The organism is Serratia marcescens (assembly GCF_001902635.1).
GTDB classification, from domain to species: Bacteria; Pseudomonadota; Gammaproteobacteria; order Enterobacterales; family Enterobacteriaceae; genus Serratia; species Serratia marcescens_F.
On sequence record NZ_MJAO01000009.1, the window covers coordinates 116,517 to 129,545 of the forward strand.

11 protein-coding genes are annotated in these 13,029 nt (G+C 58.2%); 8 read left to right on the top strand and 3 right to left on the bottom strand.

Translation table 11 applies throughout. The annotated features are described in order from the left end of the window. The first annotated feature begins 2 nt into the window (after positions 1 to 2). The 3 genes from prmA (at position 3) to fis (ending at position 2,560) form a co-directional block, all read left to right on the top strand. Positions 3 to 884 carry a 50S ribosomal protein L11 methyltransferase gene (gene prmA / locus BHU62_RS11155; protein ID WP_073532068.1) on the top strand — a complete coding sequence of 294 codons (882 nt, stop codon included), beginning with the start codon at positions 3 to 5 and terminating at the stop codon, positions 882 to 884. Positions 885 to 1,277: 393 nt separating this feature from the next. After that, a complete protein-coding gene (gene dusB / locus BHU62_RS11160) occupies positions 1,278 to 2,282 on the top strand; it encodes a tRNA dihydrouridine synthase DusB (protein ID WP_073532132.1) in 1,005 nt (334 codons plus the stop codon). Further along, entirely contained in the window at positions 2,264 to 2,560 is a 297-nt protein-coding gene (gene fis, locus BHU62_RS11165) for a DNA-binding transcriptional regulator Fis (RefSeq protein WP_000462905.1), read from the top strand. Before dusB ends, fis begins: the two co-directional genes overlap by 19 nt. Before the next feature lie 120 nt (positions 2,561 to 2,680). On the opposite strand, the gene BHU62_RS11170 is transcribed toward fis, so the two are convergent. Next, positions 2,681 to 3,022 carry a hypothetical protein gene (locus tag BHU62_RS11170; protein WP_046897212.1) on the bottom strand — a complete coding sequence of 114 codons (342 nt, stop codon included), beginning with the start codon at positions 3,020 to 3,022 and terminating at the stop codon, positions 2,681 to 2,683. Positions 3,023 to 3,266: 244 nt separating this feature from the next. Between BHU62_RS11170 and lpxO the strand changes: the two genes are divergently transcribed. The 4 genes from lpxO to BHU62_RS11190 all read left to right on the top strand — a co-directional run bounded on the left by lpxO (position 3,267) and on the right by BHU62_RS11190 (position 10,849). Then, positions 3,267 to 4,172: a lipid A hydroxylase LpxO gene (gene lpxO, locus BHU62_RS11175; RefSeq protein ID WP_073532069.1), complete on the top strand. Its 906-nt coding sequence runs from the start codon at positions 3,267 to 3,269 to the stop codon at positions 4,170 to 4,172. A 301-nt stretch (positions 4,173 to 4,473) separates the two neighbouring features. Beyond that, complete coding sequence (gene lpxP, locus BHU62_RS11180; RefSeq protein WP_073532070.1) at positions 4,474 to 5,394, top strand: kdo(2)-lipid IV(A) palmitoleoyltransferase; 921 nt, start codon at positions 4,474 to 4,476, stop codon at positions 5,392 to 5,394. A gap of 120 nt (positions 5,395 to 5,514) precedes the next feature. Next, a complete protein-coding gene (locus BHU62_RS11185; RefSeq protein WP_073532133.1) occupies positions 5,515 to 6,210 on the top strand; it encodes a CTP synthase in 696 nt (231 codons plus the stop codon). Positions 6,211 to 6,910: 700 nt separating this feature from the next. After that, a complete protein-coding gene (locus BHU62_RS11190; RefSeq protein ID WP_073532071.1) occupies positions 6,911 to 10,849 on the top strand; it encodes a non-ribosomal peptide synthetase in 3,939 nt (1,312 codons plus the stop codon). A gap of 46 nt (positions 10,850 to 10,895) precedes the next feature. Here the strand turns inward: BHU62_RS11190 and BHU62_RS11195 are convergent, their stop codons facing one another. Together BHU62_RS11195 and BHU62_RS11200 are read right to left on the bottom strand one after the other, a co-directional pair. Continuing rightward, complete coding sequence (locus tag BHU62_RS11195; protein ID WP_073532072.1) at positions 10,896 to 11,585, bottom strand: LrgB family protein; 690 nt, start codon at positions 11,583 to 11,585, stop codon at positions 10,896 to 10,898. Then, positions 11,578 to 12,000 carry a CidA/LrgA family protein gene (locus BHU62_RS11200; protein WP_073532073.1) on the bottom strand — a complete coding sequence of 141 codons (423 nt, stop codon included), beginning with the start codon at positions 11,998 to 12,000 and terminating at the stop codon, positions 11,578 to 11,580. Before BHU62_RS11200 ends, BHU62_RS11195 begins: the two co-directional genes overlap by 8 nt. A 140-nt stretch (positions 12,001 to 12,140) precedes the next feature. On the opposite strand from BHU62_RS11200, the gene BHU62_RS11205 reads away from it, so the two are divergent. Continuing rightward, the gene (locus BHU62_RS11205) at positions 12,141 to 13,028 is read left to right on the top strand and encodes a LysR family transcriptional regulator (protein ID WP_073532074.1); all 888 of its coding nucleotides are present in this window, start codon (positions 12,141 to 12,143) and stop codon (positions 13,026 to 13,028) included. The last annotated feature ends 1 nt before the right edge of the window (position 13,029 follow it).

Here is a 13,029-nt window from a genome sequence, read left to right on the forward strand (position 1 = left end):
CTATGCCTTGGATCCAACTCAAACTGAATACCACCGGCAGCCAGGCGGAAGACCTGAGCGACGCGCTGGTGGAAAGCGGCGCCGTGTCGGTGACCTTTCAGGACACCCACGACAACCCGGTGTTCGAACCGCTGCCGGGTGAAACCCTGCTGTGGGGCGATACCGATGTGATCGGTCTGTACGACGCCGAAACCGATATGGCCGAGGTGGTGGCGATGCTGGAACAGCACCCGCTGCTGGGCGTCGGTTTCCGCCACAAGATAGAACAGCTGGAAGACAAGGACTGGGAACGCGAGTGGATGGACAACTTCCACCCGATGCGTTTCGGCGATCGCCTGTGGATCTGCCCGAGCTGGCGTGACGTGCCGGATCCCGACGCGGTCAACGTGATGCTCGATCCGGGCCTGGCGTTCGGCACCGGCACCCACCCGACCACCGCGCTGTGCCTGCAGTGGCTGGACGGCCTCGATCTGGCCGGCAAAACCATCATCGACTTCGGTTGCGGTTCCGGCATCCTGGCAATCGCCGCGCTGAAGCTCGGTGCAGCGCGCGCTATCGGCATCGACATCGATCCCCAGGCCATTCAGGCCAGCCGCGACAACGCGCAGCGTAACGGCGTTTCAGAGCGTCTGGAGCTGTATCTGCCGAAAGACCAGCCGGCGGACCTGCAGGCGGACGTGGTAGTCGCCAACATCCTCGCCGGCCCGCTGCGCGAGCTGGCGCCGCTGATCGGCTGCCTGCCGAAGGCCGGCGGCCATCTGGGGCTGTCCGGCGTACTGGCCAGCCAGGCGAGCAGCGTGGCGGAAGCCTACGAAGAGAAATTCACGCTCGACCCGGTCGCTGAGCGTGAAGAGTGGTGCCGCATCACCGGTCGCCGCAAGTAAGCGTCACGACATGTCGCCCTGTGATCCACCGGCCATTCGCCGGTGGATTTTTTTTGCCTGACGATCGGCCCACGGGCGACACAAAATTTTATGCACTTTTTCGCCGTTCGGCGACGGATCGCCCTGACAGAGCGCCTTCCAGGCAGGCTATCCCGGCAAAAATAACGGGTGAATGCAGATAATATCCTGCACAAAGGCGAATATTTTGGCGCACACAAAATAAGCACTTTTCGTCAACTCATTGTAAAATATATACAATATTTTTATGAATCGCCGCATAGCGCATTTTTCGTCCTAATATCGGGCCAATTGGTTAAAGTTTGGCCTTTCATCTCGACGCAAAAATGCGTAATATACGCGCCCTTGCGGACACAGTATGGTCACTCTTTGTCTATGCGCATTGGACACCACCAGCTTACTAATTGCCTGATTGCGGCCCCGATGGCCGGTATTACAGATCGCCCGTTCAGAACCCTCTGTCATGCAATGGGTGCTGGGATGGCTGTATCCGAAATGCTCTCCTCCAACCCGGAGGTGTGGCGGACGGATAAGTCGCGTCTGCGTATGGTGCATAGCGATGAACCTGGGATCCGCTCCGTGCAGATTGCCGGATGCGATCCTGATGATATGGCCGCCGCCGCGCGTATCAACGTGGCCAGCGGCGCGCAGATCATCGACATCAATATGGGATGCCCTGCCAAAAAAGTGAACCGGAAGCTTGCCGGGTCCGCCTTGTTGCAGTACCCGGATCTGGTTAAACGGATCCTCCACGCGGTGGTTGACGCGGTGGATGTGCCGGTAACGCTGAAGATTCGCACCGGCTGGGCACCAGAGCATCGTAACTGTGTAGAGATTGCCCAACTGGCCGAACACTGTGGTATTCAGGCCCTGACGATTCACGGCCGAACCCGCGCCTGTCTGTTTAACGGCGACGCGGAATACGACAGCATTCGGGCAGTTAAGCAGAGTGTTTCCATTCCGATTATCGCGAATGGGGATATTACTGACCCGCATAAAGCCAGAGCAGTGCTCGACTACACCGGGGCCGACGCCCTGATGATAGGCCGCGCTGCTCAGGGGAGACCCTGGATCTTCCGGGAAATCCAGCATTATCTGGACACTGGGGAGCTGCTGCCGCCGATGCCACTTGGCGAGGTGAAGCGCTTGTTGATTGGGCACATTCGGGAATTGCACGGCTTCTATGGCCAAGGCAAGGGATTCCGGATTGCTCGTAAGCACGTGTCCTGGTATCTCCAGGAACACGCTCCGAATGACCAGTTTCGGCGCACATTCAACGCCATAGAGGATGCCAGCGAACAGCTGGAGGCGTTGGAGGCATATTTCGAAAATCTTAGCGTAAAAAAAGAGCTGACAGAACTATGTTCGAACAACGCGTAAATTCTGACGTACTGACCGTTTCTACCGTAAACTCACAAGATCAGGTGACTCAAAAGCCTCTGCGTGACTCGGTTAAACAAGCACTGAAGAACTATTTTGCTCAACTGAACGGTCAAGACGTAAATGACCTGTATGAGCTGGTACTGGCTGAAGTTGAACAGCCACTGTTGGACATGGTGATGCAATACACCCGTGGCAACCAGACCCGCGCCGCCCTGATGATGGGCATCAACCGCGGTACGCTGCGCAAGAAGCTGAAAAAATACGGCATGAACTGATACTAGTCAGTTAACGTGTTGAAAAGGCGCAACCTCGCAAGAGGCGGCGCCTTTTTCTTTTTGGCGGGTTTGCGGACGAAAAAAAGGCCGCAGCGCGGCCCTTGTGGTGAAAGCGAGACCCTACTCGGTCACTTTGTTTTTGAGGCTTTCCGCCCCTTGCTTGGTCTTATCCCAAGCCTTCTCCGTACCCTGTTTGGTGGAGTGCCAGGCCTTTTGCGAGCCTTCACTCACTTTGCTGCCGACGCTGTCGCTTTTGCCTTCGGCGGCGTGCTTGGCTTTCAGCTTCAGCTCTTCACCTTTGTCCTGAGACTGGTGCAGCTTTTCTTTGGCGGTATCCGCCCCTTTGTGCGCTTCGGCAACGACTTCGTTGCTGGCGTGAGCGGCGGTGTCGGTCGCGGTCTCAGCGGCGAACACCGGGGAAGCGAGCAGCAGTGCAGACAAGGCAATGATTGATTTCTTCATAAGTCCCTCTTTTCTCAGATACGTGCCATTCGTCATGAAACAAGATGGCACAAAAGCTCCGTTTAGCGATTTAAGAATAGGACTAAAACCCAATAATTCGATATAAAATTTTATTGTTGATAAGTTTATTGATGTTTCATGTTGCAGTAAAAATCAGGCAAACAGCACGAAAAAGTTAAATTTTTCTTGTCACAAAACTATAATTTGTACGAAATTTTAACAAGTACTAACAGGGATGGATTCTATGGTTGCCGTCATCATCATCGGCATTTTCATCATCAGCTTCCTCTATGCCCACTCCCGCGGCAAAGAGAAACAAAAGGTGACCCGCCAACTGTTCGATCACTCCACGTTCATGGGGCCGATCAACATGTTTATGACCGGTTTCTCCCGTTTGCCCGCCAAACAGCCCTATTTCGACGAGAAAGGCTTCCCGGAACTGCAAACGCTGACCGACAACTGGCAGGTGATCCGCGAAGAAGCGGTGCGCCTGCAGGATCACATCAAAAAAGCGCAGTCGCACAACGACGCCGGGTTCAACACCTTCTTCAAACGCGGCTGGAAACGTTTTTATCTGAAGTGGTACAGCGACAGCCACCCTTCAGCGCAAACGCTGTGTCCGCAAACCGTCGAGTTGCTCAACCGCATTCCGTCGGTCAAGGCGGCGATGTTCGCCGAACTGCCGGCCGGCAGCCATCTGGGTAAACACCGCGACCCTTACGCCGGTTCGGTGCGCTATCACCTGGGGCTGATGACCCCCAACGACGATAGCTGCTTCATCGAAGTGGACGGCGAGCAACACAGCTGGCGCGACGGCCAGGCGGTGATCTTCGACGAAACCTACGTGCACTGGGCGCAGAACGCCACCGACCAGACGCGCATCATCCTGTTTTGCGACGTCGAGCGGCCGATGAAATGGCGCTGGGCGCAGGCGGTCAACCACTGGGTCGGCGCCACGCTGATGTCGGCGGCCAGCTCGCCGAACGACGACCAGGACCGCACCGGCGGCATCAACCGCATCTTCAAGTACGTCAACGCGGTGCGCGACGCCGGCCAGCGCCTGAAAGCACGCAATCGCCGAGGTTACTACCTGCTGAAATGGCTGGTGATCGCCGCAATTTTCGCCGCAATCATCCTCCCCAGCCTGTAAACCGCGCCGATCTTCAACTCTGGGGCAACGCGAATGAGAATATTCGCATGCCCCTCTTCCTTTGTACCCCGTACCCTGTGCTAGCATAAGCATTCCTAGAGCCGCCTCCGCTGGCCAACAGCTATCCCTCCGAAGCCTGATAGCAGCGCAAACCGCCCTTCGAATGTAAATGTTTAGTCAATTATGGAATCCTGACTAAACCCTGGTCGTGCCCGGGTGTCTGAGTGTTGTATCGCTATCGAGTGGATCCTTTATGCGTTACAGGTGCTACCCCCTTTAACAACGCATAAAACGAGTTCCTATGAAGCCTGCAAAAGCATTTCAACTGGCCCTGCTGCACCCGCGCTACTGGCTGACCTGGTTTGGTCTGGCCCTGCTGTTCCTGCTGGTACAGCTCCCCTACCCGCTGCTCAACCGGTTAGGGGTATGGATGGGGCGCACTTCGATGCGTTTTCTCAAGCGCCGCGTCGCCATCACCCGCCGCAACCTTGAACTGTGCTTCCCCGAGATGGACGACGCGCAGCGCGAGCGCAAAGTGGTGGGCAACTTCGAATCCCTCGGCATGGGCCTGCTGGAAACCGGCATGGCCTGGTTTTGGCCGGATAAACGCGTCAAACGTTGGTTCAACGTCTCCGGCATCCATCACCTCAAAGCGGCTCAGCGTGACAAGCGCGGCGTGCTGGTGATCGGCGTGCACTTTATGTCGCTGGAGCTGGGCGGCCGGGCGATGGGGCTGTGCCAGCCGATGATGGCGATGTACCGCCCGCATAACAACAAGGCGATGGAGTGGGCGCAGACCAAGGGCCGCATGCGTTCCAACAAGGCGATGATCGATCGCAAGGATCTGCGCGGCATGGTGCACGCACTCAAGCGCGGCGAAGCAGTGTGGTTTGCGCCGGATCAGGACTACGGCCCGCGCGGCAGCGTATTCGCCCCGCTGTTCGCCGTCGATCAGGCCGCCACTACCAGCGGTACCTTTATGCTGGCGCGCATGGCCAACCCGGCGCTGGTGCCGGTGGTGCTGATCCGCCGCGAATGCGGCCGCGGTTACGATCTGCTGATTCAGCCGGCGCTGGAAGACTACCCGCTCAGCGACGAACAGGCAGCGGCAGCCTACATGAACAAAGTGATCGAGAAAGAGATCATGCGGGCGCCGGAACAGTATCTGTGGCTGCACCGACGTTTCAAAACCCGGCCGGTCGGCGCGCCTTCGCTGTACTGATTGCCCTCACTTCCCCGCCCGGCCTGCGCCGGGCTTTTTTGTGCGCCGCTTGCAAAAAGCGGCGGCTCAAAAGCCCGCTTTCCTGTAATCTCCTTTTTTACCCGCACAGGAAAGGAAATGATGAAAGCTCAAGTCCGCATTGCTCTGGTCGGTGATTACAACCCGCAAGCCGTGGCCCATCAGGCCATCCCCGTGGCGCTCCAGCTCACCGCCGCCCACCTCGACATCGACGTGCAACCCCAGTGGCTGCCGACCGAAACCCTGACCTCCCCCAACGCCCTGCAAGATTTCGACGCCATCTGGGTGGTGCCGGGCAGCCCGTACCGTTATGACGACGGCGCCTTTATGGCGATCCGCCATGCGCGGGAGAACGACGTGCCGTTCCTCGGCTCCTGCGGCGGTTTTCAATACGCCATCGTCGAGTATGCCCGCAACGTGATGGGCTGGCACGACGCCGGCCATGCGGAAACCGACAGCGGCGGCCGGCTGGTGATCGCCCCGCTGAGCTGCTCGCTGGTGGAAAAAACCGGCGACATCGTTTTCCAACCCGGCACCCGTGCCGCACAGGCCTACGGCAGCCTGAACAGCCATGAAGGCTACCACTGCAACTTCGGCGTTAATCCAGAGTTCGTCGCCGATCTGCAGCGCTATCCGTTGATCATCAGCGGCCACGACGCCGAAGGCGACGTGCGCGCTATCGAGCTGCCGGGCCGGCGTTTTTACGCCGCCACACTGTTCCAGTCAGAGCGCAGCGCGCTGCGCGGCGCGCTTTCGCCGCTGGTGGTGGAGCTGATCAAGACCGCCGCCGCCGGATAACGCCCTATTTCCCTGCAATCGGGGCAGCACCGCCGCAGCGAGACACGGCTCTCGCTGCGGTTTTTCATGCCGAATAATAATCAACGGCAATTCCCTGTGTTTATCATCTCATTAAAGTTAATCGATTAATTGCCAAATAACGGATTATTCATCCCAACTTAATTTAATCGTCACACTGGCATAACTGTTAATAGCAACATTAAAGATATAGCAATGCATAAACCCGTAATAAGAGCGTATCTATTATTGTATTTAGAATAATATAACATAAGAAATTCTTTATAATTTTTTATGATTCAGTCCGTTAGCTTCTCCAGATAACCGATAATCCATACCCTGCCAAATGTGCCACCATTTTCTCCCGCCCACTTCCCCTGGTGGCCCCCCTCTCTTTATCCATACGCAAACAAAGAAAAAACAATCACATGTATGGATTCCCCCATTCAACAAACCCACCCACAGCAGCCTTCACCCATGATTAATCCCCATACAAATAAATATCATATAATTAGTTTATATAGTGATTAATACGAAATCATTAATCCAGAAACAAATTAATTCTAAATAATCCCGCAAAACCATTAAAAATATTTAATGTAAAAACAGGCCAACTTAATAACCACCTTTTATAATGTTCGAGTGCTTGGCGACTGCTCATTTTATTTAAGCCGATTAATTCCTTATTTTTGGAGGTGGTTCCGTGTCCGCTTATTCCTTGACGACCGTGCAACAAGCCGTATGGCTCGACCAATCTTTAAACCCCGACATCCCCTTATATAACGTGGGGTGTTTATGGCGCGTAGCGCGCGAGATTTCGCTGCCGCTGTTTCAAGAAGCCATACGGCAAATACAGCAACAACATGATGCGCTGCAAACCACGCTGAAAGAGACGCCGCAAGGCATCACTCAGGAAACCCGCGCTCAGGCCTACATCGACCTGCACTACCACGATTTCTCACAGCGGCAAAATGCCGCCGGCCAGGCAGAAGAACACCTGCGCACCCAATTCCTGCAGCCTTACTCACTGTATGACGGCCTGCTTTGGCGCTGCCATCTGGTTAAAATCAGCGAATCCGGCACGCTATGGCTGCTCGCCGCCCATCACCTGATTGCGGACGGTACTTCGATCTCCCTGCTGAGCAAAATGATCATGGATCGCTACAAGCAATTAAAAGCAGGGGAAAAAAGCGAAGCTACCGGGTCGCGCTATCAAGATTTCGTCATCAGCGATCGAACCTATCAACAGTCGCCGCGCTACGAGCGCGACCGCGATTTTTGGTTGGAACGCTTCACCAACGCGCCGCCCTCCCTGCTGGAGCGCCGCCAAAATCACTGCGAGCAGCACACCTATCCCAGCAGCCAGATAACCAAGCGTTTGCCACGCGAGCGCTTCCTTCAGTTGGAGCAATACGCCGCCGCGCAGGGTGGGTCTGCGATGCATTTTCTGAGCGCCCTGCTGGCCACCTGGTTCGCGCGGATTTGGCAAACCGACCAACTGACTCTGGGCGTGCCGGTACATAACCGCAGCACCGCCGAGCATAAGCAGACATTGGGCATGTTTTCCTCGATGATCCCGCTGCGCATCACGGTGGATCCACAACAGCCCTTCGGCCACTTGCTGCGACAAATCGGCGGCGAGCTGCGCCAATGCTATCGCCACCAGCGTTTCCCTATCGCCGAACTCAACCGCCGCTTAAACCTGCATCAACAGGGGCGGCGCCAACTGTTCGACATCAGCTTTTCACTGGAGACGTTCCCGACCGACATCGAGTTGGAAGGCAGCCCGTTCAAGGTTGAAAGCCTGCACCACGGTCAGGAACAACAACCCATCAGCATTTACCTGCGCCATTACCATCCGGGCGACGATCCGCTGTTGGAGTTTAACCTCAATCAGGCCTGGTTCAGCCCGGAAGACGGTGAACGTATCGCCACCCGCCTATTGCAACTGCTGGACACGCTGCTGGAGGGCGATCCGGCATTGCCGCTGGGGCAATTGCCGTTGTTGTTGCCGCAGGAAAGGCAGCAAATCTTCCACCAATGGAATAATACCCGGCAAACGTGGGCGGACATGCCGCAAGGCGTACATCAATTCTTAGAGCGACAGGCCGCGCTGACGCCGGAGGCACCGGCGCTGTGCGACGAAAACCACGAGATCAGCTATCAACAGCTGAATCAGCGGGCTAACCGCCTGGCCGCATTTCTTCGGCTGCAGGGCCTGCAGCCCGACGATCGCATCGCGGTATGCGTCAACCGCAGTCCGGACATGGTGATCGCGCTGTACGCCATACTGAAGGCGGGTGTCGCCTATGTGCCGCTCGATCCCGACTATCCGCAAGACCGTCTGCGCCACATGCTGCAAGATTGCGGCGCCAGATTCGTTCTGATCGATGATGGCGGCGAACATGCTCTGCATTCCCTGCGCGACATCGCCGTGCCGCGGCTGCACCTGCAGCGCGAAAGTTATCTGTGGCGGCAAGCGTCGGAGAGCAACCCGCCGCCGCTGGCCGCCGATCCGCAGCGCAGCCTGGCCTATGTGATTTACACCTCCGGTTCGACGGGTAAACCCAAAGGGGTGATGAACGAGCATCGCGGGGTGATCAACCGTTTACTGTGGATGCAGCAGGCCTATCCGCTGACGCCGGGTGACGTCGTGCTGCAGAAGACACCGTTCAGCTTCGATGTCTCGGTCTGGGAGTTTTTCTGGCCGATGATGGTCGGCGCCCGGCTGGCCATCGCCAAACCGGGTGGCCACCAGGAACCGGATTATCTCAGCGCCTGCATTGCGCAACACGGCGTCACCACGCTGCATTTCGTGCCCTCGATGCTGCAACTGTTTTTGCGCCACGGCGATATGGCGCAGTGCGGCACCCTGAAGCGCATCATGTGCAGCGGCGAAGCATTGCCGCTCGCCACGGTGCAACGCTGCCTGCAGCAGTTGCCACAGGCGGAACTGCACAACCTCTACGGCCCGACAGAAGCCGCCGTAGACGTTTCCAGCTGGCAATGTCTGCCCGATGATCCACGTCCTCTGGTGCCGATCGGTAAACCGATCGCCAATACTCAGCTCCATATTCTGGACAGCCAACTGCAACCGCTGCCGCCCGGCGTCGCCGGTGAATTGCATATCGGCGGCATTCAGGTCGCCCGCGGTTATCTGAACCGCGCGGAGCTGAGCGCCGAACGCTTTATCGCCGATCCTTTCAGCCTCGATCCACGGGCGCGCCTGTATAAAACCGGCGATCTGGCGCGTTGGTTGCCGGATGGCAACATCGAATATCTGGGCAGAAATGATTTCCAGGTCAAAATTCACGGCCTGCGCATTGAATTGGGCGAGATCGAACAGCAGCTCAGACAGTGCGCAGGCATTGAAGACGCCGCGATCCTGGCGCGGGAAGACGAGAGCGGCGGCAAACGCTTGGTCGCCTATGTCATCGCCCCCGATCAAACCGCCGGCACCGCCGAATGGCGTCGGCAGCTGCAGCAGCACCTGCCGGACTTTATGGTGCCCTCCAGCTTTATCAGACTGGATGCCTTTCCACTGTCGCCCAACGGCAAACTGGATCGCAAAGCTTTGCCGGCGCCGGCCGCCATCCAGGATGCCGCGCCTTACGAAGCCCCGCAGGGGGAACTGGAGCAACGGCTGGCCGAGCTGTGGAGTGAGCTGCTCGGCACCGCGCGCATTGGCCGTGACGACGACTTCTTCGCGCTGGGTGGCCATTCGCTGCACGCCATTCAGCTGTTGGTCAAACTGAAGCAATACGGGCATTCGCTAGGCATCAAAACGCTGTTTGCCCACCCGACGCTCCGCGGCCAGGCGCGTATCCTCACCGACGGCGCGCCCGCAACGGCCCCGGCCACCTCCGAGCCGCTGCAGCAGTTGCTGACGCGCCTGAATCAGGCCAGCTTTACCTTTAAGCAGGTGGAGCGTCTCAACCGCGCTATCGGCGCCAACAACGTCTGGATGATCCACCCGGCCGTCACCGGCTGCGATGTTTATCGCGACCTGGCGAGCTATTTAGAGAAAGATTTCAATGTCTTCGGCATCAATAATTACAACCTGTTCCAGCAACCGCACATCACTTCACTGCGCGAGCTGGCGGCGTACTACCTCGGCCATATGCGGCTGTCGCCGGCACGCCCCGTGCGTCTGTTGGGTTGGTCGTTAGGGGGGGTGATCGCGTTGGAAATGGCCGCTCAACTGGAAAGTCAGGGTTATCGCGACATCCAGCTATTTTTACTCGATACCTTCTACCACACCCCGTTCCAAATCCGCAGCGAGCCGGGCATGCTGGCGGCGATGCTGGCCATGCTGGGCATCGATGGCGAAGCCGCCGAGCGAGCGCTGAAGGCAGAGCCGACGGAGCTGGCGTTGGCGAAGCAAACGCTCAGCGCACCGCTGCAACATGCGCGCATCACCCTGTTCAAAGCGACCGAAGATGCGAACCTGAATATCGCCGGTCTGGGCGATGAGCAGGAGCTGCTGGCGATCGCCGACAATGGGTTATCGGCAATCAGCCAACATCTGCAGGTGCATCCACTGCCCTGCAATCATCACTCCATCATCTTCAGTCACGAGGAAATCGGGCGCGCCTTGCGAGAATCATCCCACACACCGGCGATGCTCGGCGACCTCCGCTGAGATTATGCGGTCTGCGGCGCAGTGCGCCGCAGACCATCATTCCCGCTTACCACATCAGCCGGCCAATCAGCGGCGCGGCCACCACCGTGATAATGCCGGCCAGCATCATTACCAGGCTCGACACCACGCCTTCCTGCGGCCCCAGTTCATAAGCGCGGGCGGTGCCGGCGCCGTGCGACGACGCGCCAAACCCGGCCCCTTTCGCCAGGCGGCTACGCACCGCCAGACGCAGAAACAGAATGTCGCCCACCGCCATACCGAACACCCCGGTGATCACCACGAACAGCGCCACCAGATCCGGCTGCCCGCCCATCTGCTTGGCAGCCTCCAGCGCGAACGGCGTGGTGATCGAACGCACCGCCAGGCTGCGCTGCACCTCTTCCGGCAGCGTCAGCAGGCGCGCCAGCCACACCGAGCTGTATACCGCCACCAGCACCGCCGTCGTTACTCCGGCGGTCAGCGACAGCCAGTGGCGGCGGATGATATGCAGGTTCTCGTACACCGGCACCGCGAAAGCGATGGTCGCCGGCCCCAACAGCCACAGCAGCCAGTGGGTTTCGCCGATATAGTCCTGATAGGAGATATGAGTGACCACCAGCAGCAGCACCAGGATCATCGGCGTCAGCACCAGCGGCATCAGCAGCAACGTGCGATGGCGGCGATAGAGTTTCTTGTTGGCGAAGTACAGCGCCAGCGTCGCCAGAAAACAGGCCAGGCTGAGGATAAAATCATTCATGGCGCTGTCTCCGCCGCTGCAGCCAGATCTCCAGCCGATACACCCTGTCCACCACCAGGCCGGTGGCGCCCAACGTCAGCATGGTGCTGACCGCGATCACCAGAAAAATCTTCCATCCCTCGACCATCAGCAGCTGGGCATAGTTGACCACCGCCACCACCGCCGGCACGAAAAACAACAGCATTTCCGCCAACAGCCAGCGGGAACCGGCCTTGACCCAGTTCAGCGGCAGAATGCGCAGCAGGATCAGCGCCAACAGCATCAGCATGCCGACGATATTGGCGGGGAGCGGCAGGTGGAATTGTTGCACCAGACGATCGGCGATCAGGAACAGCGCCGCATACAACGCCACCTGAATCGGCACCTGCAAACGGGTCAGCAGGGAGGGGGCAACGCGGCGTAACGCCAGGGACATGAAAGATGACCTCAAACAATAAATTGACGGCCTACAGTATACGCAGCCGGGAAACCACGCCTGAAATGAATTAAAATTATCGGCATCATGCCGTCCGGGAATAGTTTCCCGCCGGTAGCGTCCCCAAGGAGAACCCTAACGTGGATGTCCGCACCCTGCGCTACTTCGTTGAAGTGGTGCGCCAGCAAAGCTTCACCCGCGCGGCGGAAAAACTGTTCGTCACCCAGCCCACCATCAGCAAGATGCTGCGGCATCTGGAAGAGGAGCTGGAATGCACGCTGCTGATCCGCGAAGGCCGCAAACTGCGCCTGACCGACAGCGGCCAGGCGGTGTATCAACGCGGCCTGACCATCCTCGACGAATTCCGCCAGTTGGAGGCGGAGCTGGAAGACATCGGCTCGGTGAAAAAGGGCGTGCTGCGGCTGGGCATTCCGCCGATGGTCGGCAGGCAGATCGCCGATCTGATCCGCCGTTTTCGCCAAACCTACCCCGGTATCGAATTGAAAATTTCCGAGCTGGGCGGGCTGTCGGTCGAACAGGCGGTAATGTCCGGCGAACTGGATCTGGCGATGACGGTGTTGCCCTTCGATTCGGAACAGCCGCTGACCTTTCTGCCGCTGCTGGGCCACCCGATGTGCGTAGTGGCGCCGCGCACGCCGCAGTGGCTCAACCGCACCCGCATCAATATCGCCGAATTGGCCGACAGCCCGATCCTGATTTATAACGAGGACTTCGCGCTGTACAAGATGCTGATGAAAGCGTTTCGCCAGGCCGGTTTCGAACCGCAAATCGCGGTGCGCAGCGGCCAATGGGACTTTCTCGCCTCGATGGTGCAGGCCGGCGTGGGCATCGCCATGCTGCCGGAGCCGGTCTGCCGCTGGCTGGATAAGGAAAACCTGGTCTGGCTGCCGCTGGAGCCGCGCATGGAATGGCGGGTTGGCTTGATCTGGCGCCAGGGCAGCTATCTGTCGCACAGCGCGCAGGCCTGGATCGCCTGCTGCCGCGACTACTGGCCGCCGCTCAAATAGC